Source organism: Stenotrophomonas sp. SMYL89, from assembly GCF_036319985.1.
Classification (GTDB): domain Bacteria; phylum Pseudomonadota; class Gammaproteobacteria; order Xanthomonadales; family Xanthomonadaceae; genus Stenotrophomonas; species Stenotrophomonas maltophilia_Q.
The window spans coordinates 14,110-37,895 of sequence record NZ_JAWIRW010000003.1 but is presented as its reverse complement, the minus strand read 5'-3'; the positions used below and the strand labels follow the sequence as shown (position 1 = coordinate 37,895).

Sequence of the window (23,786 nt, the reverse complement as noted above, 5' to 3'; positions counted from 1 at the left end):
GCATTCTCGCCGGGTCCCTACCTGCCCGCACCTGGTTTGTACCGATGCGGTACCGATTCGGAGCCACGCCATGAATACCGCAGTCCCGACCGCCTCGCACCCCAACCCCGGCATGCAGGTCACCACCTTCGAGAACCCGATGGGCATCGACGGTTTCGAGTTCGTCGAATTCGCCGCCCCGGCCGGCCGTGGCCAGGAGCTGCACGACTACTTCCGGAAGATGGGCTTCAGCGCGGTGCTCAAGCACAAGCAGCGTCCGATTACCGTCTATCGCCAGGGCGACGTCAACTTCCTGGTCAATGAAGACCCCGATTCGTTCGCCGCCGACTTCGCCGAGAAGCACGGTCCATGCGCCTGCGGCTTCGCCATCCGCTTCAAGAAGCCGGGCCAGGAGGTCTACCAGACCGCGCTGGGCAACGGCGCCGAAGCCATCGCCTTCAAGCCGGACAGCAAGGCGGTCAGCGCCCCGGTCATCAAGGGCATCGGCGATTGCATGCTGTACCTGGTCGACCGCTACGGTGCGGCCGGCAGCATCTACGACGGCGACTACGAGCCGATCGCCGGTGCCGACCTGCACCCGGTGGGCTTCGGCCTGACCTTCATCGACCACCTGACCCACAACCTGTACTTCGGCAACATGCAGCAGTGGTCGGATTACTACGAGCGCCTGTTCAACTTCCGCGAGATCCGCTACTTCGACATCAAGGGCCTGAAGACCGGCCTGGTGTCCAAGGCGATGACCGCGCCGGACGGCATCGTGCGCATCCCGCTGAACGAATCGTCGGACCCGAAGAGCCAGATCAACGAGTACCTGGATGCGTACAAGGGCGAGGGCATCCAGCACATCGCCTGCTTCACCGACAACATCTACGAGACCGTCGAAGCCATGCGCGCGCAGGGCGTGGATTTCCTCGACACGCCGGAGACCTACTTCGACGTGATCGACCAGCGCGTGCCGAACCACGGTGAAGACGTGCCGCGCCTGGCGAAGAACAAGATCCTGATCGATGCCGATCCGGAAACCCACCAGCGCAAGCTGCTGCAGATCTTCACCCAGAACTGCATCGGCCCGATCTTCTTCGAGATCATCCAGCGCAAGGGCAATGAAGGCTTCGGCGAAGGCAACTTCACCGCGCTGTTCGAGAGCATCGAGCGCGACCAGATCCGCCGCGGCGTGCTGTAAGGTCATCAGCAGCGCCGGGCCAGTCCCGGCGCCTGTCCATCTGTAGAGCCGAGCCATGCTCGGCTGCTTTCCGTTCCGGTTTTGCCGTATCCAGGAGCCCCCATGTCCAGCGCCATCACCGCCCGCGGCTACCAGTCCGGCTTCGGCAACGAATTCGCCACCGAGGCCGTTGCCGGCGCGCTGCCGGTCGGGCAGAACTCACCGCAGAAGGTGGCCCACGGCCTGTACGCCGAACAGCTGACCGGCACCGCCTTCACCGCGCCGCGCGGCAGCAACCGCCGCAGCTGGCTGTACCGGATCCGCCCGGCGGTGACTCATGGCGAGTTCACCCCGTTCGCGCAGTCGCAGCTGCAGTGTGATTTCGGCGCACAGCCGGCCTCGCCGAACCAGCTGCGCTGGAGCCCGCTGCCGCTGCCGGAACTGCCGACCGACTTCGTCGAGGGCCTGTACACGATGGGCGGCAACGGCTCGCCCGATGCACACGCGGGTGTTGGCATCCACCTCTACGCCGCCAACCGCGACATGGTCGGCCGCTACTTTTACAACGCCGATGGCGAGCTGCTGATCGTGCCGCAGCTGGGCGCGCTGCGCCTGCTGACCGAGCTGGGCGTGATCGAGATCGAACCGCAGCAGATCGCGGTGATTCCGCGTGGCGTGCGCTTCCGCGTGGAGCTGCCCGATGGCCCTGGCCGTGGCTACATCTGCGAGAACTACGGCGCGCTGCTGAAGCTGCCCGACCTGGGCCCGATCGGCTCCAACGGCCTGGCCAATCCGCGCGACTTCGAGACCCCGCATGCGGCGTTCGAGGATGTGGATGGCGATTTCGAACTGATCGCCAAGTTCGAAGGCCGCCTGTGGCGTGCGCCGATCGACCATTCGCCGCTGGACGTGGTGGCCTGGCACGGCAATTACGCGCCGTACCGCTACGACCTGCGTCGCTTCAACACCATCGGCTCGATCAGCTACGACCACCCGGACCCGTCGATCTTCCTGGTGCTGCATTCGCCCAGCGACACGCCGGGCACCAGCAACATGGACTTCGCGATCTTCCCGCCGCGCTGGCTGGTGGCGCAGAACACGTTCCGCCCGCCGTGGTTCCACCGCAACATCGCCAGCGAGTTCATGGGCTTGGTGCACGGTGCCTACGACGCCAAAGCCGAAGGCTTCGTGCCGGGCGGCGCGTCGCTGCACAACTGCATGAGCGGCCACGGTCCGGATGCACCGACCTTCGACAAGGCGTCCAATGCCGACCTGTCCAAGGCCGATGTGATCAAGGACACGATGGCCTTCATGTTCGAGACCCGCGGGGTGATCCGCCCGACCGCGCAGGCGCTGGCCGCCGGCCATCGCCAGGGCGATTACCAGCAGTGCTGGAACGGCCTGCGCAACAATTTCCGGTCGTCCCGCTAGGTGGGTAGGTGCCGACCGTTGGTTGGCACGGATCCTGGCCGCATCCACGCGTGGCGTGGATCTACCGAACGCGGCCTTCGGTCGGGGTCGACCGCTGGTCGGCCCGGATGGGCAGGAACCTGCGCTTACGCCACCTCGGCGAAGGCGCCGCAATGCTCCAGCGGCAACGCCTCCAGCAGGCGTTGGCGCACGCGCTGGCAATAGCCATCCGAAGTCAGCGCGGGCAGCAGCTGCATCGCCGACTGCAGCCGCTGCAGCACCTCATCCTCCGCACGCGCCTGCTGCAGGTCGCGGAACAGCGCCGCTGCCTGCGGATGCCGCTGCATCTCCAGGATGCCCAGCACGTAGATGCGCGCCGCCACCAGCGAACGGCGACGTTCGACCGGTATGGAAGGCGCTGCAGCGGGTGCCGGTGCTGCAGCAACCGGTTCGGGGGGGATGACCGCTCTGGAGGAGGGCGTGGGCGTCGTCGTGGCCAGCCCGGTGCTTAGATAACCCGCCTGCACCAGCTGGATGACCATCGCCGGCGCCTCCGGGCCGAGCAGGCTGGTCAGTTCGGCGATGCCGCGCTGACCGTCGCACAGGATCAGCAGCCGGCGCTGGCGCATGTCCAGCGGCGCGCGGTGGGCCTGCAGCGCGGTTCGGGCGAGATCGGTCTTGCGCGGTTGCATGGAAGGGACGGCCAGGTCGGTGCTCGCCAAGCCTGAACGAAGGCGATGAAACCGCGATGACAATGCAGCATCTGCACGTGTGCTGCGCTAGCGTGCAGCTACCTTCGTGCCAGGGAACCGCACCGATGAAGCACCTTCCGATTGCCGGTCTGTTGTTGCTGTCACTTGCCGCTTGCAACCGCACGCCTGAGACACCTGCTGATGCTCCGGCCAAGGGCGCTACGCCGGCTGCTGCCACAGCCGATGCCGATCTGGCGACCCGGTCGCCGGCCGATCCCCGCACCGACAGCCCTGCGCGGCTGGATGGCTACGCCGGCGTGAAGCTGGGCGCCGGCATCGCCGAGGTCCGCAGTGGCTTCGACACGCCGCTGCAAGGGCTGGGTACCGACGCTGCCGGCAAGCCATTGCCGGCCGACGACAGCAACGACGGCTGCTACTTCCTGCGTCCGCAGGATGCCGAGGACCCGCGCCTGATGATCGAAGGCCGCAAGCTGGTGCGCTACGACGTGCGCAGCGCCGCCATCACCGCACCAGGCGGCGGCAAGGTCGGCATGACCCTGGGTGAGCTGCAGGTGCTGTACCCGGAGCGGGCCGATGTCGGCCCTGACAAGTACGACGAGAAGGCCCAGCACCTGCGCGTTCGCCCGGCGCAGGAGGGCGGGGCGGTGATCGACTTCGCGCTCGGTGCCGATGGCCGGGTGGGTACCTGGCGGGTCGGGAAGACCCCCCAGGTCGATTATGCGGAAGGCTGCGGCTGATCCTTGATCCACGGCCCAGCCCTGCGCGCGGGCCCAGCGTAGAATCGCGCCACGACCGCTGGGGGAGTGCTCGATGATCGCCATTGCCATTGCCTGGTTCCTGCTTGGCCTGCTGCTGCTGGCGCTGGGCGGGGACTCCATCGTCAAGGCCGTGTCCGGCCTGGCCCAACGCTTCGGGGCCACGCCCTTCACTGCGGGCCTGCTGCTGCTCGGGGTAGCCACCTCGTTGCCGGAACTGGCGGTCAACGCGCGGGCACTGGCGGTGGGCCAGCCGGAACTGGCGCTGGGCAATGCGGTGGGCAGCAGCATCGCCAACCTCGGCCTGACCCTGGCCATGGCGGCGCTTGCCGCGCCGCTGCTGCTGCGCGCACGCCTGCAGACGGTGCTGTGGTGGTCGCTGCTGGCGGCCGGCATGCTGCTGATCCTGTTCGGCCTGGATGGCCGCCTGGCGCGTTGGGAAGGTGGCGTGCTGGTGGCCGGCTTCATCGTCATGCAGGTCGTGCTGCTGCGCCGTGGTCGCAGCGAGAACGCCGAGGTGCAGGCGGTCATCGCCGAGTCCGCGCTGAGCCGCACCAGCCTGCCGTTGAACGTGTTGAGGGTGTTGATCGCGGCGCTGGCGCTGTACTGGGGTGCGCGCCTGGTGGTGGGGGCTGCCGCCGACTTCGGTGCTGCGCTGGGCTGGACGCCGCTGCTGGTCGGCCTGCTGCCGGTGGCGATCGGCACCGCGCTGCCGGAAGTGGCCACCGCCATCGCCGCCGCGCGCCGCGGGCATGGCGACATGGTGCTGGGCCACGTACTGGGTTCCAGCGCTGTCAACCTGCTGCTGGTGATCGGCGCGATGGCGGTGCTGCAGCCGCTCGCACTGCCGGCCTCGTTCGTACGCCTGGAACTGCCCGCGTTGCTTGCGTTCGCGCTGGTGCTGTACCCGATGCTGCGCGGTGACCTGAAGGTCAGCCGCGGCGAAGGCGCAATCCTGCTGGTCGCCTTCGTCGGCTGGTTCGTGCTGGAGCTGCTGCTGGTGGGCGCCCCGGCCATGTAGATCCACGCCATGCGTGGATGCGGTTGGTGCCGTGCCGACCAAGGTCGGCACCTACCACCGATCATCCGGTGGGTGCCAACCTTGGTTGGCACTCGCCAAAACACTGCGCCGACCAAGGTCGGCCTCTACCGGATTTACCGGCTCTGTGAACCTTCTTCCTCGCGCACCGGCTCCGGCGGCGGCAGCTGCTCTTCAGCAGCCGGCTCGTTGCCGGGCAGGCTGGGGCGGGTTTCCATCAGCAGCGACAGCGCGGCCTTGGCCATCATGTGTGCGCTGATCGGCGCGGTGATGAACAGGAACACGGTGATCAGCAGCTCGCGCGGCTGCGGGTCCTGGCCGAGGAAGATGTGGTAGCAGACCGAACACACCAGCACGCAGCCCACGCCCAGCGTGCTGGCCTTGGTGGGCGCATGCAGGCGCTTGAAGAACGTCGACAGTTTCACCAGCCCCAGTGCGCCGACCAGGATGAAGAAGCAGCCGAACAGCAGCAGCACCGACAGGGCGATCTGGATGAAGGTGATCATTCGACAATGTCCCGGCGCAGCACGAACTTGCTCAGCACCACGGTGCTGCCGAAGCCGAGCATGGCGATGATCAGCGCCGCCTCGAAGTAGATCGGCGAGTTGAGGTACATGCCGAACAGCATCAGCTCGGCGATCGCGGTCACCGACAGGGTGTCCAGCGCGAGGATGCGGTCGGGCACGGTCGGCCCGCGCAGCAGGCGCCAGGTGGCCAGCAGCATGGCCAGGCCGACCACGTGCATGCACACCACCAGGGTGGTCTGGATGACTTCAAAACCGGTCATGGGAAGATCTCCATCAACGGCGCCTCGTAACGGCGCTTGATCGTATCGATCAGGTCCTGTGGGTCCTCCAGGTGCAGCACATGCACCAGCAGGAACTTGCGGTCGTCACTGAGCGCGGCCGAGACCGTGCCCGGGGTCAGCGTGATCATGCTGGTCAGCGCGGCGATGCCGTGGATGTTGGCGATGTCCAGCGGCAGCCAGATGAAGCCCGGATGGATGTTCTTCTCCGGGCCGAGCACCTGCAGGGCGACGCGGATGTTGGACATCAGGATGTCCCACAGGGTCACGCACAGCAGTTTGGGCAGCGGGCGCAGCGTGCCGATGCGGGCGAACTCGCGGTCCAGGCGTGCGGCGAACAGCGGCACCACCACGCCCAATATCAGCCCCAGCACGATCTGGCCGAGGGTGAAGCTGTCGGACATCAGCAGCCAGAACGCCACCACCATGATGCTGAGCATCGGCGAGGGAATGACGCGGCGGAACAGGGAGCGCTGGGCGGTCATGGCTGGCGGATCTCCGGCGTGGTCGCGCGCAGCTGCTGCACGTACTCGCTGGGGTGCAGCAGCTGTGCAGCGGTGGCGTCGGTGTAGCGCATCAGCGGGGCGGCGGCCAGGGTCATGCCGATGCCGTAGCCCAGCAGGATGCAGGCGGCGTACAACTCGACCCGGCGCAGGCGTGCCTTGCGCGGCTTCGGTGCCTCCGGATCGACCGGCGGCACGCGCCAGAACAGGCGGATACCGCCGCGGGTCAGGCCCATGATCACCAGCAGGCTGCTGACCAGCACCGCGGTCCAGACCGGGCCGGTGTACTGCGCCGGCATGCCGGCCAGCAGCGCGGCCTTGGCCAGGAAGCCGGAGAGCGGCGGCAGGCCGGCCACCGATACCGCACCGATCAGGAACAGCACCGCCGGCGTTTCCTTGCCCGGCATCGGTGCCACCACCTCCTTGCGATCGCTGGCGCCACCACGGCGGCGGCGGATCAGATCGGCAATGAGGAACAGCGCAGCGGCCACGAAGCTGCTGTGCGGCAGGTAATACAGGCCGGCTGACAGCACCTGCGGGGTGCCGACCGAGAAGGCGATGAACAGCGTGGCCGCCGAGACGATCACCAGGTACGAGATCAGCACGCGCAGGCGGGTCGCAGCCAAGGCACCGAGGCCGCCGAGCACCAGCGTTGCCACGCCGGCCCACAGCAGCCAGTCGCGGCCGTAGCCGGCCATCGCGCCCGCGTCATCGCCGAACCACAGCATCTGGATGCGCAGCACCGAGTACAGGCCGACCTTGGTCATGATCGCGAACAGCGCGGCCACCGCCGCCGGTGCGCGCGAATAGGCTTCCGGCAGCCACAGGTACAGCGGCATCAGCGCAGCCTTGGCGCAGAACACCAGCAGCAACAGGCCCATCGTCGCCTTCACCAGGGTCAGCTGCGCCGCTGGCACCTCGGCGATGCGCTGCGACAGCTCGGCCATGTTCAGCGAGCCCAGCGAGGCGTACAGCAGGCCCAGCGCGATCAGGAACAGGGTCGAGGCGGTGACGTTGAACACCACGTAGTGCAGGCCGATGCGCATGCGCAGGCCGCGGCCACCGCTGAGCAGCAGGCCGTAGGAGGCGATCAGCATCACCTCGAAGAACACGAACAGGTTGAAGATATCGCCGGTGAGGAACGCGCCATTGAGGCCCACCAGCTGGAACTGGAACAGCGCATGGAAGTGCGGCGCGCGGCGGTCCCAGCCTGAGCAGGCATGCAGCAGGCAGGGAATGGCCAGCAGCAGGGTGGTCAGCAGCATCCACGCCGACAGCCGGTCGGCCACCAGCGCGATGCCCAGCCGCGACGGCCAGTCACCCAGCAGGTAGACGTTGATGTCACCGCTGGCCGTGCTGGCAAACAGCAGGCCCACCGCCAGCGCCAGCGCCGACAGCGCAGTCCAGGCCACCGCGCGCTGCACCCTGGGGCCGTAGCGACGGTGTTCGACGAACAGGGACAGCGCAGCACCCAGCAGCGGAATCAGGATCGGCAGGATCACCAGATGGTTCATGCGCGGTCCTCGCCCTGGCGCGGCGGCACGCTCTCATCCTGCAGGTCGTCGTCGGGCTCGTGGGCGTCCACGTGGTCGCTGTGGTTGTCGCTGCGGCTGCGCATGGCCAGCACGATGCTCACCGCGGTCATCGCAAACGCGATCACGATCGCGGTCAGCACCAGCGCCTGCGGCAGCGGGTCGGTGTAGTTGCCGAGGTGGCTGTCCACGCCTTCCTGCAGCACCGGCGCCTTGCCCAGCACCACGCGGCCACCGGCAAAAATCAGCAGGTTGGTGGCGTAGGACAGGAAGGTCATGCCGAGGATCACATCGAAGCTGCGCGCACGCAGCAGCAGGTAGATGCCGATGGCGGTCAGCACGCCGATCGCGGTAGCCAGGGCCAGTTCCATCAGTGCATCTCCCCGGTGCGGGCCGAACGGCGTTGCAGGTCGATCTCACCCTTGCGGGCGGTACGGGTACGCGAGGGCTTGATCGTGCCCATCATCGACAGCATCAGCATGGCGCCGCCGAACACCACCAGGTAGACGCCGATGTCGAAACCAATCGCGCTGGCCAGCGGCACGTCGCCGATCAGCGGCAGGTGCAGGTCCAGGTGGCCACTGGTCAGGAACGGTACGCCGAACAGCATCGAGGCGCTGCCGCTGAGCAGGGCGATCAGCAGGCCCATGCCGATGCAGCGGATGTAGTCGAAGCCGAAGCGCGATTCCACCGACGCAGTGCCCTGGATCACGTACTGGATCAGCAGCGGCACCGCCAGTACCAGGCCGGCGATGAATCCACCACCGGGCGCGTTGTGGCCGCGCAGGAACAGGAAGATCGACACGGTCAGCGTCAGCGGGAACATGATCTGCGCCAGATCGGCCGGTACCGGCAGCTTGATCGGCGGGCCAGGCATGATCTGCTCCGGGGCCATCCGCGTGCGTCGCAGCAGCGCGTGCACCACCAGCGCGGCGATGCCGAACACGGTGATCTCGCCGAAGGTATCGAAGCCGCGGAAGTCGACCAGGATTACGTTGACCACGTTCTGGCCGTACGCCTCGGGCAGGGCACGGGCGAGCAGTTCGCCGGCCATGGTGTTCGGCGGCAGGGTCATCGCCGAATAGGCCAGTGCGCCGAGGCCGGCGCCGGCGATGATCGCGATCACCGCGTCGCGCCGCTTGCGCCAGCGCGGTCGCTCCGGCCCGGACTGCGCGGGCAGGTAGTTCATGCCCAGCAGCATCAGCACGAGGGTGACCATCTCCACCAGCAGCTGGGTCAGCGCCAGGTCCGGCGCTGACAGGAACACGAAGGTCAGTGCCACCATCAGGCCGACGCCGCCGACCAGCAGCACCGCCAGCAGGCGCTGCTTGTAGACGCGCAGGGTGGCGACTGCACAGGCCATCATCACCAGCCACAGCGCCCAGCCCAGCAGCGGGATCGGCTGCGGCGCGGTCCAGTTCGGCGAGGCCGGGTTGGCCACGAACGGTGCGGCAGCGACCACGATCGCCACCAGCACCAGTCCCAGCAGCATGCGCTGCAGGCTGCCATTGGCGATGCCGTTGGTCAGGCGCATGGCCAGCGCGGAAATCGCATCCAGCTGCGCATGGAACACGTTGCGGCCGGTGGTGCGGGTTTCCACGCCGTGCAGGTTGATCAGCTTGCGCAGGCCGAAGTACAGCGCCACGCCGCCGACCACGCCGATCGCGCTCATCGCCAGCGGCAGGTTGAAGCCGTGCCACACCGCCAAGCTGTACTCGGGCATGGCATTGCCGAGGATCGACGCCGCGGCGGCATGCAGCACCGGCGCCACGGTCAGTGCCGGGGCGATGCCTACCGCCACGCAGATCACCACCAGCAGTTCCACCGGCACCTTCATCCAGCGCGGCGGCTCGTGCGGCACGCGGTCCAGGTCGTGCGGGCCAGGGCCGAAGAAGGTGTCGTGCACGAAGCGCAGGCTGTAGGCCACGCCGAACACGCCGGCCAGCAGCGCGGCGATCGACACCGCGGTGCGCATCGCGCCCGGGCCGCCACCGGCGGTCAGCGCCTCGGCGAACAGCATTTCCTTGGACAGGAAGCCGTTGAGCAGCGGAATGCCGGCCATCGCCAGCGAGGCGATGATCGCCAGCGCGCTGGTGAACGGCATCAGCTTGCGCAGGCCGCCCAGCTTGCGCATGTCGCGGGTGCCGGTCTCGTGGTCGATGATGCCGGCGGCCATGAACAGCGAGGCCTTGAAGGTGGCGTGGTTGAGGATGTGGAACACGCCGGCCACCACCGCCATCGGCGTGGACAGGCCGAACAGCAGGGTGATCAGGCCCAGGTGCGAGATCGTCGAATAGGCCAGCAGGCCCTTCAGGTCGTGCTGGAAGATCGCGTTCCAGGCGCCGATCAACAGGGTCAGCGCGCCGATGCCGCTGACCGTGTAGAAGAACAGGTCGCTGCCGGCCAGCGCCGGATGCAGGCGCGCCAGCAGGAACACGCCGGCCTTCACCATGGTGGCCGAATGCAGATAGGCCGAGACCGGAGTCGGCGCGGCCATCGCGTGCGGCAGCCAGAAGTGGAACGGGAACTGCGCGCTCTTGGTGAAGATGCCGGCCAGCACCAGGAACAGGGCATACGGATACAGCGCGCTGGCGCGGATCTGCTCGCCGGCGGCCAGCACCACGTCCAGGTCGAAGCTGCCGACGATGCGGCCGATCAGCAGCACGCCACCGAGCAGGGCCAGGCCGCCACCGCCGGTGATCACCAGCGCCATGCGCGCGCCTTCGCGGGCGTCCTGGCGGTGCGACCAGAAGCCGATCAGCAGGAACGAGCTGATGCTGGTCATTTCCCAGAAGATCATCAGCAACAGCAGGTTGCCCGACAGCACCATGCCCAGCATGGCGCCCATGAACAGCAGCAGGTAGCAGTAGAAGCGGTGCGCGTTGTCCTGCTGGCTCAGGTAGTAGCGCGCATACAGCACCACCAGTGCGCCGATGCCCAGCACCAGCCCGGCGAACATCCAGGCCAGCCCGTCCAGGCGCAGGGTGAAGTCCAGGCCGATCTGTGGCAGCCAGGGCACCAGGGTGCGGACCACCTGGTCATCGAGTACGGACGGGGTCAGCCAGCCGAGGATGGCCAGCCCGCCCAACGGCGCCAGCGCCGCCAGCCAGGCAGCAGTCGAGCGCGAACTACGGGGGAAGGCCGCAACAGCCGCTGCCATCAGGAACGGCAGGGCCAGCAGCAGGGGCAGGCTGGGGAGCATGCAGGGAATCCATGATTCACGAGCAGGTCAGGGAGGATAACAGGCTGCGAAATGTCGCCGAAACCCATCGAACAGCGATCAATTGCATGTAACGTCCGCTGATTCATTTTTTCTGCGGCGCAGCATCACGTTCCTGCGGTCCCTCGCTGGCTGCCCTCGGGGATCACCCTACGCCCACGCAGGGAGACGGCAGGCCCTGTCGCACAGGGGCTGCCGTCGACGGGCGGGAAGTGGGGAGCGGGTCACCGGCGCAGGCTGGCAGGGCCGCCGTGGAGTGAGGGTGACGGGATCTGCCCGTTCAGGAAACGACGGTCGTTGTCGGCTGCCGGCGTGTCAGTAGCGCCAGTCGAGCTTGCGGTAGAACTTGGCCATCACCCACGCCGGGCCGATCAGCAGGTAGGTCAGGTCGGTCAGGAAGCTGGGCTTGCGGCCCTCGAACTTGTGGCCGATGAACTGTGCGATCCAGGCCACCACGAACACGCCTACCGCCAGCCAGCGCAGGGCCTGCAGGCCGATTTCTGCTTCCAGCAGGCGGCACAGGCAACCGAACACGAAGAACTGGATGAGCATGCCGATGCCCAGCGGGCGCGACAGCTTGTTGTAGAAGCACCAGGCGCTGAACATCGCGAACGCCGACCAGATGCCGTACTGGAACCAGGTGATCAGCGGCGGCAGGCACCACAGCAGGGCCACCACCGACCACAGGATCGCCGGTACTGCCACCACATGGATGCGCTGGTTGATCACATTGCGGTGGTCGTCGGAGTAGCTGGCGAAATAGCGGTCGATCGGCCGCGCAAGCTCGGTGGAGGTCTGCATGCGGCCAGCATACTCCCGCCGGGGCCAGGCGGTGAGGGGCGGCGAATGGTGAGCGACGGGGTGGGGCGCACCGAGTCGAACCGACGGGGTGGGGCCGATGGGTGGGGCCGACCGGGCGGGGCCGACCGGGCGGGGCCGATGGGGCGGGGCCGATGGGGCGGGACCGATGGGGCGGGACCGACCGGGTAGAGTCGACTGTTAGTCGACTGCTCTTCGTTTCGACGGCGAAAATCCCCGCGCTGCGCGCGATAGTCGACTAACAGTCGACTCTACCCAGTCGACCGTATCGCGGCCGATTTCATCCCAGTCGAACGCATCCCAGCCGATGCACCCCGTCGGCGGCCGCGCCTTCAGAACGCCCCCAGCCTTTCCGGCCGGGGGCGCAGGCGGATCAGTCGACGCTGATCCCGGCCAGGCGCTGCAGCGCCTCGGCGTACTTGGCGCGGGTGCGCTCGATGATCTCGGCCGGGATGCTCGGGCCCGGGGCGGTCTTGCCCCAGTCCAGCGTCTCCAGGTAATCGCGCACGAACTGCTTGTCGTAGCTCGGCGGGCTGGTGCCCACTTCGTACTCGTCGGCCGGCCAGTAACGCGAGGAATCCGGCGTCAGCATCTCGTCCATGATGTACAGGCGGCCATCGGCGTCGGTACCGAACTCGAACTTGGTATCGGCCAGGATGATGCCGCGCTCGCGCGCGTAGTCGGCGGCGAACTTGTAGATGCGCAGGGTGGCGTCGCGCACGCGCTCGGCCAGGTCGGCACCGACTTGCTTCACCATCGCATCGAAATCGATGTTCTCGTCATGGTCGCCGACGGCGGCCTTGGTCGAGGGGGTGAAGATCGGCTCCGGCAGCTGCTCGGCCTGGCGCAGGCCGTCGGGCAGGTCGATACCGCTGACCTTGCCGGTGCGCTGGTAGTCCTTCCAGCCGCTGCCGATCAGGTAGCCGCGGGCGATCGCTTCCACCGGCACCGGCTTCAGCTTGCGGGTGACCACCGCACGCTTGGCGTACAGGGCCGGGTCCACGCCTTCGGGCAGAACGCTGGCCACGTCGATGCCGGTCAGGTGGTTGGGCATCAGGTGCGCGGTCTTGGCGAACCAGAAGTTGGACACCTGGCAGAGCATCTCGCCCTTGCCCGGAATCGGGTCGGGCAGCACCACGTCGAACGCCGACAGGCGATCGGTGGCGACCATCAACAGGTAGTCGCCCGGCGGGGTCCCTGCGGGCAGCCGCTCGCGCGGGATATCGAACACATCACGCACCTTGCCGCGATGGCGCAAGGGCAGGCCGGGGAGATCGGATTGCAACAGCGTGGTTGGCACGGGCACTCCTGGGGCGTTGTCGATACGGCTGCCCAACGGACCCGGCGGGCCCGCTGACCAGCGGGCGGCCTAGTGTAAAGCCGTCCGGGCCCGCTGTGACGTAAAATGAGCATCCATTTCGTCGGCCGCCCCCGGAGCGCCATGCGCTGGTACGGAAAACTGCTCGGATTCATCGCCGGCGCCCTGCTGTTCCGGCCCAATCCGCTGTTTGGCGCGGTGGTTGGCCTGTTGATCGGCCACGCCTTTGACTCGGACTGGTTCCGCCTGAACAAGGAGAACCCGTACCGGGAGCTGGGGCTGACCTCCGAGGCCACCGATGCCGAGGTCGAGCGCGCCTACCGCAAGCTGATTTCCCAGTACCACCCCGACAAACTGGGCGGCGCCGCCCCCGAGCTGCAGCAGCAGGCCGAGCAGAAGTCGCGGCGGATCAATGCCGCCTACGACCGCATCAAGACCCTGCGCAAGCGCTGACCCTCTTTCCCCTCGTTGCAAGGCCCGGCCATGCCCAACTGCCTCATCGCTCCGTCCATCCTGTCCGCCAACTTCGCCCGCCTCGGCGAGGAAGTCGACAACGTCCTCGCCGCTGGCGCCGACTGGGTCCATTTCGATGTGATGGACAACCACTACGTGCCGAACCTGACCATCGGCCCGATGGTCTGCCAGGCGCTGCGCAAGCACGGCGTCACCGCGCCGATCGACGTGCACCTGATGGTCGAGCCGGTGGACCGCATCATTCCCGATTTCGCCGAGGCCGGTGCCACCTACATCAGCTTCCACCCGGAAGCGAGCCGCCACGTGCACCGCACCATCCAGCTGATCCGCTCGTTGGGCTGCAAGCCGGGCATCGTGCTGAACCCGGCCACCCCGGTGGACATCCTGGACTGGGTGCTGGACGACCTGGACCTGGTGCTGCTGATGTCGGTCAACCCGGGCTTCGGCGGCCAGGCGTTCATTCCCTCGGCGCTGGACAAGCTGCGCGTGGTGCGCCAGAAGATCGATGCCAGCGGCAAGGACATCCGCCTGGAGATCGACGGTGGCGTGAAGGCCGACAACATTGGTGAGATCGCCGCCGCCGGCGCCGACACCTTCGTTGCCGGTTCGGCCATCTTCAACGCCAGGACCAGCTACCAGGACGTGATCGCGCAGATGCGCGCGAACGTTGCTGCGGCAAGGGGCTGAACCATGAGCACGGTGGCCGTGTTGAACATCCGTCCGGCCACCGCGGCCGACGCTGGCCTGATCCTGCATTTCATCCGCGAGCTGGCCATCTACGAGAAGGCCGAGCACTCGGTGCAGACCGACGAGATCGGTATTGCCGAAAGCCTGTTCGGCGCCGATGCGACCGCACGCGCGTTGATCTGCGAAGCCGACGGCGAGGCCATCGGCTATGCCGTGTATTTCTACAACTACTCCACCTGGCTGGGCCGCAAGGGCATCTACCTGGAAGACCTCTACGTCAGCCAGGAAAAGCGCGGCGCTGGTGCCGGCAAGGCACTGCTGAAGTACATCGCGCGCCAGGCCGTGGCCGAGGGCTGCGGTCGCTTTGAATGGTCGGTGCTGGACTGGAATACCCCGGCCATCGAGTTCTACACCGCCGCCGGTGCGAAGCCGCAGGACGAGTGGACCGTGTACCGGTTACAGGGCCAGGCGCTGCACGATTTCGCCAACGGGTGAGGTGTGTGGTTGGGGCCAACCTAACCCGGTGGGTGCGAACCTTGGTTCGCACTCCCTGCGGACCTCGAAAAAAAGCCACGCCAATCACTGGCGTGGCCTCGCTGCATGCGTGGGAGGCTGATCCTGCCTCCATCCGTCGTCCCTGCTATGGCCTTCCATTCTCCGGGCCGGCAATGACATCTGCATGACATGGCGGTTGTGGCACCGCGTCGGCTCCCTTTCACCATCATCCACGCCTGGCGTGGATCTACTGCTTCCAGGCGGTGGCGTTCACTGGCCGCGAACGCGTGATTGATAGCCTGTGCGGCCCCACTCTGGAAGCATCGCATGACCACCCCGCGCTGGCGCCTGATCCTCAACGGTAAATCCGCGGGCAACGATGACCTGCGTGAGGCCGTTGGCCACTGGCGCGGGCAGGGTGTGCAGCTGGAAGTACGGGTGACCTGGGAGGACGGCGACGCCGAACGCTATGTGGCCGAGGCGATTGATCACGGCGTGGATGTGATCGTTGCTGCTGGTGGCGATGGCACGCTCAGCGCGGTCGCGGAAACACTGGCGCATCGCGAGGAACCGGCCGATGCGCTGCCCTCGCTGGCCCTGATCCCGATGGGCACCGCCAACGATTTCGCCACCGCCGCCGGCATTCCCACCGAACCGAAGGAGGCCTTCGCGTTGATCGGGCAGACCGCGCCGCGTGCCATCGATCTGCTGCGCGTGGACGCCGATGGCACGCCGTGGTGGTGCGCCAATCTCGCCAGCGGTGGCTTCGGCACGCAGGTCACCGTGGAGACCGACGCCGGCCTGAAAAAGATGCTGGGCGGGCTGGCCTATGTGATCACCGGCATCGCCAAGCTCGGCCGCATCGAGTCGATCAACGCACGCCTGTCGGGGCCGGACTTCGCTTGGGAAGGCGACTTCATCGCCCTGGGCATCGGCAACGGTCGCCAGGCCGGTGGCGGCCAGCAGCTGTGCCCGCAGGCACTGATCGATGATGGGCTGCTGGATGTGACGGTGCTTCCGGAGCTGGAAGGCGAAGTCACCGCCACCCTTGGCCAGATGCTGAAGTCCGGCACCCAGGCGGCGCTGGAACAGCTGGCCACGCGCGCGCGGCTGCCGTGGCTGCAGATCGAATCGCAGCGCTCGTTGACTCTCAATCTGGATGGCGAGCCGGTGCAGGCCCAGCGGTTCCGCATCGACTGCGTGGCGGGCCGGGTGCGCATGCATCTGCCCGCCGGTTGCCCGTTGCTGGCCGGGCAGGGGGGTAGAGTCGACTGTTAGTCGACTGCTTTTCGTTCCGACGACGTAAAACCCCGCGCTTCGCGCGCAAGTCGACTAACAGTCGACTCTACTGGTTCCCGCGCCGGTAGCCGCCACAGCCCCCATCACCGGCCCCGTGCTTGCCGTGGTTCAGTTTCCCAGGGTTCCCCTCCCGCCTATCCTGCGATACAGTCAAGGGGTGTCCAGCCTGACGACCCCGCATACCCTTTCTTCCGCACGCCGTTGGTGGCGATGGTGGCCCGTTGCCGTCGTCCGCCCCCATAACGCTGTGTCCCGGAAGGAAAGTCGTCTTGAACTCGCACGCTCAGTTTCAGCTGCAGGCCGCTGAAGGCCACACCCATATTCCCGTTGTCCGCGAAGTGCTGTCCGACCTGGACACGCCGCTTTCGGTCTATCTGAAGCTCGCCGACGGCCCCAATACCTACCTGTTTGAATCCGTCGAAGGCGGCGAGCGCTTTGGTCGTTACTCGATCATCGGCCTGCCGGCGCGCCGCGTGTACGCCTTCCACGGCCACACGCTGACCGTGCGCGAGGACGGGCAGGTGGTGGACACCCGCGAGGTGGCCGACCCGTTCGCCGAAGTCGAGGCGCTGCGCAGCGCCCACTCGGTGCCCAAGCTGGAAGGCCTGCCGGGCTTCACTGGCGGTCTGGTCGGCTGGTTCGGTTTCGAGTGCATCGGCTACATCGAACCGCGCCTGGCATCGCCGGCCGGTCGCGATGAGCTGGGCACCCCGGACATCCTGCTGCTGGACTCCAACGAGCTGGCGGTGTTCGACAATCTCAAGGGCCGCCTGTACCTGATCGTGCACGCAGACCCGCGTATCGACGGTGCCTTCGAACAGGCGCAGGCGCGCCTGGATGCGCTGACAGCCAAGCTGCGGGCGCCGGGTGCGGGCTATCCGGCACCGCTCAACAGCGACGTGCTGGACGAGTCCGATTTCGTCTCCGGTTTCACCCGCGAAGGCTTCGTCGATGCGGTCCAGCGCAGCAAGGAATACATCCGCGCCGGTGACATCTTCCAGGTGGTGCTGAGCCAGCGCCTGAGCGTGCCGTTCAAGGCGCGCCCGGTGGATGTGTACCGTGCGCTGCGCGCATTGAATCCGTCGCCGTATATGTACTTCCTCGATGTTGGCGACCTGCAGGTGGTCGGTTCTTCGCCGGAAATCCTGGTGCGCCTGCAGGATGGGGAAGTCACCGTGCGCCCGATCGCCGGCACCCGCCCGCGCGGTACCACGGTCGAGCAGGACCTGGCGCTGGAAGCCGAGCTGCTGGCCGATCCGAAGGAGCGCGCTGAGCACCTGATGCTGATCGACCTCGGCCGCAACGATGCCGGTCGCGTCTCGAAGGCCGGCACCGTGGAAGTGGGCGAGCAGTTCGTGATCGAACGCTACAGCCACGTCATGCACATCGTCAGCGAAGTGACCGGGCAGCTGCAGCCGGGCCTGAGCTACGCCGACGTGCTGCGCGCCACCTTCCCGGCCGGTACGGTCAGCGGTGCGCCGAAGATCCGCGCGCTGGAAGTGATCCGCGAACTGGAACCGATCAAGCGCAATGTGTACGCAGGCAGCATCGGCTACATCGGCTGGCACGGCGATGCCGATACCGCGATCGCGATCCGCACCGCGGTGATCAAGGATGGCCGCCTGTACGTGCAGGCCGGTGCCGGCATCGTCTACGACTCGGACCCGGACAAGGAATGGGACGAGACGATGAACAAGGGCCGCGCGCTGTTCCGCGCCGTCGCCCAGGCCGCCAAGGGCCTGTGAGCCTTTCCGTGCCGTGGCCTGCGCCGCGGCACCTCCTGCTGTTCCCATTCAAGACAAGGAGTACCGCATGAAGCTGCTGAGCGCATTGCTGTGGTCGTCACTGCTGGCCACGGTGGCCCCGTCTGCGTGGGCACAGGCCAATACCATTCCCTCGCAGCCGCACCTGCTGGTGAAGGGCGAGGCGCGCCGCGTGGTGATGCCGGACCGGTTCGGCCTGCAGTTGAACATCGAAGAGACCGACATGGACGCCGACGCCGCGCGCCGCCGCGTGCAGGACAACGTTGCCCGCGTGCTGGCACTGTTCAAGCAGCACAAGGCGGTGGACGGCAGCGTGCGCGCGGACAACCTGCGGATTGGTCCTGCAACGCGCTATGAGCAGAACCGGCAGGTCTTCATCGGCACCCGCGTGTCACGCCAACTGCGCGCCAGCTTCGCCAGCGTCCAGCAGATGCAGGACGTGCTGGGGGCGCTGAAGGCCAATGAGAACGTGCAGGTCAGCAGCGTGGCTCCGACGTATTCGGGTGAAGTGGCGCTGCGTCGCGAACTCAAGGGCGAGGCGGCGGCCCAGACCCGCCAGTCCGCGCAGGGCCTGGCCAAGGCCTACGGCACCCAGCTGCGCGGTCTGTACAGCATTTCCGACGTGGCGCCGAACTTCGCCTATGGCATCCAGGCGGGCAGTTGGCCCAGCAGCGGGGAACTGGTGACGCCGCCTTCGCCGCCCGCGCCCGAGGCACCGATGAACAGCATCGAGAGCACGGGCTCCCGCCTGCGCGAGTCGGTGGAAGCCGGCCCCATCACCTACACCGAAAACGTATACGCCATTTTCCTGATAAGCGACGGAACCTGACCATGTTGTGGATGATCGACAACTACGACAGCTTCACCTACAACCTCGTGCAGTACCTGCAGACGCTGGGCGCCGAGGTCAAGGTGGTGCGCAACGATGCGATGAGCGTGGACGAGATCGCCGCGCAGAAGCCCGAGCGCATCGTCATCTCGCCCGGCCCGTGCACGCCCAACGAAGCGGGCGTGTCGCTGGAACTGATCCAGCGGCTGGGCCCGACCACGCCGATTCTCGGCGTCTGTCTGGGCCACCAGGGCATCGGTCAGGTCTACGGCGGCACGGTCATCCGTGCCGGCAACATCATGCACGGCAAGACCTCGCCGATCCGCCATGAAGGCAAGGGCGTGTTCGCCGGCCTGCCGGACCGCTATCAGGCCACCCGCTACCACTCGCTGGTGGTGGACAAGAACAGCCTGCCGGACGTGCTGGAAGTGACCGCCTGGACCGAGAACGACGACGGTTCGATCGAAGAGATCATGGGCCTGCGCCACCGCCAGTTCCCGGTGGAAGGCGTGCAGTTCCACCCCGAATCCATCCTCACCGAACACGGCCACGCCCTGCTGCGCAATTTCCTGCAGCGTCCGGCGGCCTGATCCAAGGAGCATTCCCATGAGCTTCTCCCCCCAGGAAGCCCTGCACCGCACCATCGAGCACCGCGAAATCTTCTTCGACGAAATGGTCGACCTGATGCGGCAGATCATGCGCGGCGATGTCTCGCCGATGATGACCGCGGCGATCCTCACCGGCCTGCGCGTGAAGAAGGAGACCGTGGACGAAATCGCCGCGGCGGCGACCGTGATGCGTGAATTCGCCCGGCCAGTGCCGGTGGCCGACACCACGAACCTGGTTGATATCGTCGGTACCGGTGGCGATGGCTCGCACACCTTCAACATTTCCACCTGCGCGATGTTCGTCGCCGCCGCCGCAGGCGCGCGCGTGGCCAAGCACGGCAACCGCAGCGTGTCGTCCAAGTCAGGCAGCGCCGATGCGCTCGAAGCGCTGGGCGCGGTGATCGAGCTGCAGCCGGAGCAGGTGGCGCAGGCCATCGACCGGACCGGCATCGGCTTCATGTTCGCGCCGATCCATCACCCGTCGATGAAGGTGGTGGCCCCGGTCCGCCGCGAAATGGGTGTGCGCACCATCTTCAACATCCTCGGCCCATTGACCAACCCGGCCAGCGCGCCGGCGGTGCTGATGGGCGTGTTCCATCCCGATCTGGTAGGCATCCAGGCGCGCGTGCTGCGCGAACTGGGCACCGAGCGCGCCATGGTGGTCTGGGGCCGCGACAACATGGACGAGATCTCGCTGGGCGCCGGCACCCTGGTGGGCGAACTGCGCGACGGCAAGGTGCGCGAGTACGAGATCCATCCGGAAGACTTCGGCATTGCCATGTCGGCCAGCCGCAACCTGCGCGTGGATGGCCCGGAGCAGTCCATTGCCCTGCTGCGCGCGGTGCTGGACAACGAACCCGGCCCGGCGCTGGATATCGTTGCCCTCAACGCGGGCGCGGCGCTGTACGTGGCCGGCGTGGCCAGCGACATCGGCGACGGCCTGGCCCGCGCCCGTGCCGCCATCGCCAACGGCAGCGCCCGCCAGCGCCTGCAGCAGTACGTTGACACCACCCGCGCGCTGGTTGCCTGAGCGCGCGGTTCAGCCTGACCCACCCGATGGCCGATAATGGCCGTCCTCACCGCCCCAGTACCGAAGCGACGACGATGAGCGACATCCTGCAGACGATCCTGGCCCGCAAGGCCGAAGAAGTAGCCCAGCGCCGCGCCCAGCGCCCGCTCGAGGAGCTGCAGGCCGCCTTGGCCAGCGCCCCGCCGGTCCGTGGCTTCGTGCGCGCGCTGCAGGCGGCGGTGGCCAACGGCGACCCGGCGGTGATCGCCGAGGTGAAGAAGGCCAGCCCGTCCAAGGGCGTGATCCGCCCGGATTTCCGCCCGGCCGACATTGCCGTCAGCTACGAATTCGGCGGTGCCAGCTGCCTGTCGGTGCTGACCGACGTCGATTTCTTCCAGGGCGCCGACGCCTACCTGCAGCAGGCCCGCGAGGCCTGCACGCTGCCGGTGCTGCGCAAGGACTTCGTGATCGACGCCTACCAGGTGTACGAAGCGCGCGTGCTTGGCGCCGACTGCATCCTGCTGATCGTCGCCGCGCTGGACGACACCCAGCTGGCCACCCTGTCCGAACTGGCGCTTTCGCTGGGCATGGACGTGCTGGTGGAAGTGCATGACATCGATGAGCTGGAGCGCGCGCTGCAGGTGCCGGCGCCGATGATCGGCATCAACAACCGCAATCTGCGCACCTTCGAGGTGTCGCTGCAGACCACCCTGGACATGCAGAAGGCGGTGCCGCGTGATCGCCTGCTGGTCACCGAAAGCGGCATCCTCGGCCCGCAGGACGTGGCCCTGATGCGCGACGCCGGCATCCACGCGTTCCTGGTCGGCGAGGCCTTCATGCGCGTGGAAGAGCCGGGCGAGGGCCTGCGTCAGCTATTCTTCGCGGCATGACAACGCACTATCCAACGCCGCGCGAGGATGCGCCGCTGGTGGTCTTCGACTTCGACCACACCCTCTACGACGGCGATTCGGGCACCCACCTGTTCGCCTCGCTGATCAAGCGCAACCCGCTGCGCATGCTGGCCGCACTGCTGGTCACGCCGATCGCCGGGCCGCTGGTGGCGATGCTGCCGACCCGTCGAGCGGGTATTTCGGTTTACGTGTGGATCGGCAGTTTCGGCCTGCACCGGGCGCGTGATTTCAACAAGGTGATCGACGCGTACGTGCTGCGCAACGAGGCGCAGATGCGCGCCAAGCTGCTGCCGCAGGCGCTGGACATCTTTGCGGCGCATCGCGCCAAGGGGGACCGCGTGGTGGTCGCCACCGGTGCGCCGCCGGAACTGGCCCGCGCGATCCTGGCCTTCGTGGCCCACCAGGACGTGCCGGTGATCGGCACCGAGGTCGGCCCGCGGCTGGGGGGCGTCGGCCCGACCCGCCACTGCCACAACGAAGAAAAGATGCGCATGCTGCGCGAGCGCGGTTACGGCAACATCGATATCGCCTACTCCGACAGCACCGCCGACCTGCCGCTGCTGCTGGCCGCGAAAGCGCCGGTGGTGGTGAACCCGAAGCGCTCCAAGGTGGATTTCTTCCGCAGCGTGCTGCCGGCCGGTACCCGCATCCTCAACTGGGGCTGCGTGGACCGCGGCGGCGACAAGGCCTGATCCGAGCCTGCTGTAGAGCCGAGCCATGCTCGGCTGCTCTTCGTTGCGGTATCCGTGCGCCATCAGCCGAGCATGGCTCGGCTCTACAGGGGATGACTCAGCGATACAGGTGCCCGTACACCGCATGGCCGATCTGGAACAGGCTGATGCCCAGCACCAGCATGCCAACGGCCACCAGCACCCAGCGCTCCTTCACCCGCTTGACCAGGATGGCCGCCACTGGCGCAGCCATCATGCCGCCGATCAGCAGGCCGGCGACGATCTGCAGGTGCTGCACGCCCATCGACAGCAGGAAGGTGGCCGAGATGGTCAGGGTGACGATGAACTCGGCCGCGTTGACCGTGCCGATGGTGGTACGCGCCTGGCCGCCGCGGGCAAGCAGGGTGGACGTGGCCACCGGGCCCCAGCCGCCGCCGCCACTGGCGTCCAGCAGGCCGGCGAAGAAGCCCAGCACCGGTACCCGGCGGATTTCGCCCTTGGGCATCCAGCGGCCGGCGGCGCGGGCCAGGATGATGATCGCCAGCACCAGCAGGTACAGGTAGATCAACGGGCGGATGATGTCGCCGGGGATCTGGGTGAGTACGTAGGCGCCCACCGCGCCGCCCACCGCACCGGGCAGGGCCAGGCGCAGGAATAGGCGCTTATCGACATTTCCGGCGGCAAGGTGCGACACGCCCGAGGCGCCGGTGGTGAATACTTCGGCGGTGTGGATGCTGGCGCTGACCTGCGCCGGTGGCAGGCCCATGCTCAGCATCACCGACGAGGACACCAGGCCGAAGGCCATGCCCAGCGCACCGTCGACCAGCTGTGCGCCGAGGCCGATGAGGATGAACCACCAGAATTCGCTGCTCAGTTCCATGCACCGAGCCTAGCGCGCGAAGGAGTGCGGACCAAGGTCCGCACCCACCGGGTGCTCAACGGTCAACGGGTGCCGTACAGCACCACGGTCTTGCCGCGTGCATGCAGCAGGCCGTCGGTCTGCAGCTTCTTCAGCACGCGGCCGGCCATTTCGCGCGAGCAGCCGACCAGGCGGGCCAGTTCCTGGCGCGACACGCGCAGCTGGCTGCCCTGCGGATGGCTCATCGCTTCCGGTTCCTGCGCCAGATCGTGCAGTGTGCGCACGATTCGATCGGTAACGTCAAGGAATGCCAGGCGGCTGGCTTTGCGGCTGGTATCGAGCAGGCGCTTGGAGATCTGCTGGCCCAGCGCGTACAGCAGGCGCGGGGCGTCGGCGGACAGCGGGCCGAGGAACAGCTGGTGCAGGCGCTCGTAGCTGATTTCGGCCAGTTCGCAGGCGGTACGGGTCCGCAGGATCACCTCGCGGCGGTCCGATTCGACGAACAGGCCCATTTCGCCAACGAACTCGCCGGCACCGAAGTAGCCCAGCACAAGCTCGCGATCATCATCTTCCTCGGCCATGATCGAAACCGAGCCGCTGACAACGTAATACAGGGTTCCCGCCGGGTCACCGGGTCGGAAGACGTCGGTACGGGTGGGATATCGCCGCCGGTGGCTGTGCGCCAGGAAACGATCGATGGTGGCGATATCCAAGGCCAGTGGACTGCTAGCTAGGCGCACGGTTGACACGATAGGGGCGCTCCCTCTGCGCATGAACGGATTCACGGGGTCGATAGCGGAGCTTAACCAGCGCAATTGTTAAGGGCAAACAGTGTGCCAGAACTCTTGCGTCTTCACGTTCCCCCCGGGGGCAGTTTGCCCCATAATTCCCCCTTTCCCTTCTTA

The 23,786-nt window shown here is 67.2% G+C and carries 25 protein-coding genes; 14 read left to right on the top strand and 11 right to left on the bottom strand.

Annotated features, from left to right (window positions below):
• Window positions 1-70: 70 nt before the first annotated feature.
• Window positions 71-1,183 (top strand): 4-hydroxyphenylpyruvate dioxygenase, encoded by a 1,113-nt coding sequence (gene hppD, locus V3B41_RS04675; protein WP_180849114.1) that lies wholly within the window; start codon window positions 71-73, stop codon window positions 1,181-1,183.
• A gap of 102 nt (window positions 1,184-1,285) precedes the next feature.
• Complete coding sequence (hmgA, locus tag V3B41_RS04670; protein ID WP_049428067.1) at window positions 1,286-2,593, top strand: homogentisate 1,2-dioxygenase; 1,308 nt, start codon at window positions 1,286-1,288, stop codon at window positions 2,591-2,593.
• 125 nt (window positions 2,594-2,718) lie between these two features.
• Here hmgA and V3B41_RS04665 read toward each other — a convergent pair whose 3' ends face one another.
• Window positions 2,719-3,264 (bottom strand): hypothetical protein, encoded by a 546-nt coding sequence (locus tag V3B41_RS04665; RefSeq protein ID WP_197650526.1) that lies wholly within the window; start codon window positions 3,262-3,264, stop codon window positions 2,719-2,721.
• Window positions 3,265-3,389: 125 nt separating this feature from the next.
• Here V3B41_RS04665 and V3B41_RS04660 point away from each other — a divergent pair, with 125 nt between their 5' ends.
• A complete protein-coding gene (locus V3B41_RS04660) occupies window positions 3,390-4,022 on the top strand; it encodes a hypothetical protein (RefSeq protein ID WP_197620083.1) in 633 nt (210 codons plus the stop codon).
• Between the two features lie 73 nt (window positions 4,023-4,095).
• Entirely contained in the window at window positions 4,096-5,061 is a 966-nt protein-coding gene (locus V3B41_RS04655) for a sodium:calcium antiporter (RefSeq protein ID WP_197620082.1), read from the top strand.
• Window positions 5,062-5,195: 134 nt separating this feature from the next.
• Here V3B41_RS04655 and V3B41_RS04650 read toward each other — a convergent pair whose 3' ends face one another.
• The 8 genes from V3B41_RS04650 to V3B41_RS04615 form a co-directional block, all read right to left on the bottom strand.
• Window positions 5,196-5,585: a Na+/H+ antiporter subunit G gene (locus V3B41_RS04650; RefSeq protein WP_049428073.1), complete on the bottom strand. Its 390-nt coding sequence runs from the start codon at window positions 5,583-5,585 to the stop codon at window positions 5,196-5,198.
• On the bottom strand, window positions 5,582-5,866 hold the full coding sequence (locus tag V3B41_RS04645; RefSeq protein WP_005411334.1) for a K+/H+ antiporter subunit F: 285 nt from the start codon (window positions 5,864-5,866) through the stop codon (window positions 5,582-5,584). The genes V3B41_RS04650 and V3B41_RS04645 overlap by 4 nt, the downstream gene beginning before the upstream one ends.
• Entirely contained in the window at window positions 5,863-6,369 is a 507-nt protein-coding gene (locus tag V3B41_RS04640) for a Na+/H+ antiporter subunit E (RefSeq protein WP_049428075.1), read from the bottom strand. The genes V3B41_RS04645 and V3B41_RS04640 overlap by 4 nt, the downstream gene beginning before the upstream one ends.
• On the bottom strand, window positions 6,366-7,901 hold the full coding sequence (locus V3B41_RS04635; RefSeq protein ID WP_329860240.1) for a monovalent cation/H+ antiporter subunit D: 1,536 nt from the start codon (window positions 7,899-7,901) through the stop codon (window positions 6,366-6,368). The genes V3B41_RS04640 and V3B41_RS04635 overlap by 4 nt, the downstream gene beginning before the upstream one ends.
• Complete coding sequence (locus V3B41_RS04630; protein ID WP_049428077.1) at window positions 7,898-8,290, bottom strand: Na+/H+ antiporter subunit C; 393 nt, start codon at window positions 8,288-8,290, stop codon at window positions 7,898-7,900. Before V3B41_RS04630 ends, V3B41_RS04635 begins: the two co-directional genes overlap by 4 nt.
• On the bottom strand, window positions 8,290-11,121 hold the full coding sequence (locus V3B41_RS04625) for a monovalent cation/H+ antiporter subunit A (protein WP_100443708.1): 2,832 nt from the start codon (window positions 11,119-11,121) through the stop codon (window positions 8,290-8,292). Before V3B41_RS04625 ends, V3B41_RS04630 begins: the two co-directional genes overlap by 1 nt.
• Before the next feature lie 333 nt (window positions 11,122-11,454).
• Window positions 11,455-11,940, bottom strand: coding sequence for an Mpo1-like protein (locus V3B41_RS04620; RefSeq protein WP_021202665.1), 486 nt, complete (start codon window positions 11,938-11,940; stop codon window positions 11,455-11,457).
• Window positions 11,941-12,331: 391 nt separating this feature from the next.
• Window positions 12,332-13,258 carry a phosphoribosylaminoimidazolesuccinocarboxamide synthase gene (locus V3B41_RS04615; protein WP_008266180.1) on the bottom strand — a complete coding sequence of 309 codons (927 nt, stop codon included), beginning with the start codon at window positions 13,256-13,258 and terminating at the stop codon, window positions 12,332-12,334.
• Between the two features lie 141 nt (window positions 13,259-13,399).
• Here V3B41_RS04615 and V3B41_RS04610 point away from each other — a divergent pair, with 141 nt between their 5' ends.
• The 10 genes from V3B41_RS04610 to V3B41_RS04565 all read left to right on the top strand — a co-directional run bounded on the left by V3B41_RS04610 (window position 13,400) and on the right by V3B41_RS04565 (window position 22,043).
• Window positions 13,400-13,729, top strand: coding sequence for a DnaJ domain-containing protein (locus V3B41_RS04610; protein ID WP_005411327.1), 330 nt, complete (start codon window positions 13,400-13,402; stop codon window positions 13,727-13,729).
• 30 nt (window positions 13,730-13,759) lie between these two features.
• Entirely contained in the window at window positions 13,760-14,437 is a 678-nt protein-coding gene (gene rpe / locus V3B41_RS04605; protein ID WP_329860237.1) for a ribulose-phosphate 3-epimerase, read from the top strand.
• A 12-nt stretch (window positions 14,438-14,449) separates the two neighbouring features.
• Window positions 14,450-14,932, top strand: a complete 483-nt coding sequence (locus V3B41_RS04600; protein WP_132863895.1) for a GNAT family N-acetyltransferase — start codon at window positions 14,450-14,452, stop codon at window positions 14,930-14,932.
• A gap of 327 nt (window positions 14,933-15,259) precedes the next feature.
• Window positions 15,260-16,210 (top strand): lipid kinase YegS, encoded by a 951-nt coding sequence (gene yegS, locus V3B41_RS04595; RefSeq protein WP_049426865.1) that lies wholly within the window; start codon window positions 15,260-15,262, stop codon window positions 16,208-16,210.
• Window positions 16,211-16,500: 290 nt separating this feature from the next.
• The gene (trpE, locus tag V3B41_RS04590; protein ID WP_049426866.1) at window positions 16,501-17,976 is read left to right on the top strand and encodes an anthranilate synthase component I; all 1,476 of its coding nucleotides are present in this window, start codon (window positions 16,501-16,503) and stop codon (window positions 17,974-17,976) included.
• Window positions 17,977-18,043: 67 nt separating this feature from the next.
• Window positions 18,044-18,823, top strand: a complete 780-nt coding sequence (locus tag V3B41_RS04585) for an SIMPL domain-containing protein (protein ID WP_049426867.1) — start codon at window positions 18,044-18,046, stop codon at window positions 18,821-18,823.
• Window positions 18,824-18,825: 2 nt separating this feature from the next.
• Complete coding sequence (locus tag V3B41_RS04580) at window positions 18,826-19,413, top strand: aminodeoxychorismate/anthranilate synthase component II (protein WP_014038739.1); 588 nt, start codon at window positions 18,826-18,828, stop codon at window positions 19,411-19,413.
• Between the two features lie 16 nt (window positions 19,414-19,429).
• The gene (gene trpD / locus V3B41_RS04575; protein ID WP_049426869.1) at window positions 19,430-20,461 is read left to right on the top strand and encodes an anthranilate phosphoribosyltransferase; all 1,032 of its coding nucleotides are present in this window, start codon (window positions 19,430-19,432) and stop codon (window positions 20,459-20,461) included.
• 74 nt (window positions 20,462-20,535) lie between these two features.
• Window positions 20,536-21,330, top strand: a complete 795-nt coding sequence (gene trpC, locus V3B41_RS04570) for an indole-3-glycerol phosphate synthase TrpC (protein WP_049426871.1) — start codon at window positions 20,536-20,538, stop codon at window positions 21,328-21,330.
• Window positions 21,327-22,043 carry a haloacid dehalogenase-like hydrolase gene (locus V3B41_RS04565; protein WP_049426872.1) on the top strand — a complete coding sequence of 239 codons (717 nt, stop codon included), beginning with the start codon at window positions 21,327-21,329 and terminating at the stop codon, window positions 22,041-22,043. The genes trpC and V3B41_RS04565 overlap by 4 nt, the downstream gene beginning before the upstream one ends.
• 97 nt (window positions 22,044-22,140) lie before the next feature.
• Here V3B41_RS04565 and V3B41_RS04560 read toward each other — a convergent pair whose 3' ends face one another.
• On the bottom strand, window positions 22,141-22,902 hold the full coding sequence (locus V3B41_RS04560; RefSeq protein WP_049426875.1) for a sulfite exporter TauE/SafE family protein: 762 nt from the start codon (window positions 22,900-22,902) through the stop codon (window positions 22,141-22,143).
• A 62-nt stretch (window positions 22,903-22,964) separates the two neighbouring features.
• Window positions 22,965-23,654 carry a cAMP-activated global transcriptional regulator CRP gene (gene crp, locus V3B41_RS04555; protein ID WP_012481435.1) on the bottom strand — a complete coding sequence of 230 codons (690 nt, stop codon included), beginning with the start codon at window positions 23,652-23,654 and terminating at the stop codon, window positions 22,965-22,967.
• Window positions 23,655-23,786 lie beyond the last annotated feature (132 nt).

Coding starts and splice junctions, on each gene's coding strand:
- V3B41_RS04610 (WP_005411327.1), top strand. CDS start 13,400: ATGCGCTGGTACGGAAAACTGCTCGGATTCATCGCCGGCGCCCTGCTG.
- hmgA (WP_049428067.1), top strand. CDS start 1,286: ATGTCCAGCGCCATCACCGCCCGCGGCTACCAGTCCGGCTTCGGCAAC.
- V3B41_RS04630 (WP_049428077.1), bottom strand. CDS start 8,290: ATGGAACTGGCCCTGGCTACCGCGATCGGCGTGCTGACCGCCATCGGC.
- V3B41_RS04565 (WP_049426872.1), top strand. CDS start 21,327: ATGACAACGCACTATCCAACGCCGCGCGAGGATGCGCCGCTGGTGGTC.
- V3B41_RS04650 (WP_049428073.1), bottom strand. CDS start 5,585: ATGATCACCTTCATCCAGATCGCCCTGTCGGTGCTGCTGCTGTTCGGC.
- V3B41_RS04625 (WP_100443708.1), bottom strand. CDS start 11,121: ATGCTCCCCAGCCTGCCCCTGCTGCTGGCCCTGCCGTTCCTGATGGCA.
- V3B41_RS04635 (WP_329860240.1), bottom strand. CDS start 7,901: ATGAACCATCTGGTGATCCTGCCGATCCTGATTCCGCTGCTGGGTGCT.
- V3B41_RS04640 (WP_049428075.1), bottom strand. CDS start 6,369: ATGACCGCCCAGCGCTCCCTGTTCCGCCGCGTCATTCCCTCGCCGATG.
- V3B41_RS04655 (WP_197620082.1), top strand. CDS start 4,096: ATGATCGCCATTGCCATTGCCTGGTTCCTGCTTGGCCTGCTGCTGCTG.
- trpD (WP_049426869.1), top strand. CDS start 19,430: ATGAGCTTCTCCCCCCAGGAAGCCCTGCACCGCACCATCGAGCACCGC.
- crp (WP_012481435.1), bottom strand. CDS start 23,654: ATGCGCAGAGGGAGCGCCCCTATCGTGTCAACCGTGCGCCTAGCTAGC.
- V3B41_RS04585 (WP_049426867.1), top strand. CDS start 18,044: ATGAAGCTGCTGAGCGCATTGCTGTGGTCGTCACTGCTGGCCACGGTG.
- V3B41_RS04620 (WP_021202665.1), bottom strand. CDS start 11,940: ATGCAGACCTCCACCGAGCTTGCGCGGCCGATCGACCGCTATTTCGCC.
- V3B41_RS04580 (WP_014038739.1), top strand. CDS start 18,826: ATGTTGTGGATGATCGACAACTACGACAGCTTCACCTACAACCTCGTG.
- hppD (WP_180849114.1), top strand. CDS start 71: ATGAATACCGCAGTCCCGACCGCCTCGCACCCCAACCCCGGCATGCAG.
- V3B41_RS04560 (WP_049426875.1), bottom strand. CDS start 22,902: ATGGAACTGAGCAGCGAATTCTGGTGGTTCATCCTCATCGGCCTCGGC.
- rpe (WP_329860237.1), top strand. CDS start 13,760: ATGCCCAACTGCCTCATCGCTCCGTCCATCCTGTCCGCCAACTTCGCC.
- V3B41_RS04665 (WP_197650526.1), bottom strand. CDS start 3,264: ATGCAACCGCGCAAGACCGATCTCGCCCGAACCGCGCTGCAGGCCCAC.
- trpC (WP_049426871.1), top strand. CDS start 20,536: ATGAGCGACATCCTGCAGACGATCCTGGCCCGCAAGGCCGAAGAAGTA.
- V3B41_RS04645 (WP_005411334.1), bottom strand. CDS start 5,866: ATGACCGGTTTTGAAGTCATCCAGACCACCCTGGTGGTGTGCATGCAC.
- V3B41_RS04660 (WP_197620083.1), top strand. CDS start 3,390: ATGAAGCACCTTCCGATTGCCGGTCTGTTGTTGCTGTCACTTGCCGCT.
- yegS (WP_049426865.1), top strand. CDS start 15,260: ATGACCACCCCGCGCTGGCGCCTGATCCTCAACGGTAAATCCGCGGGC.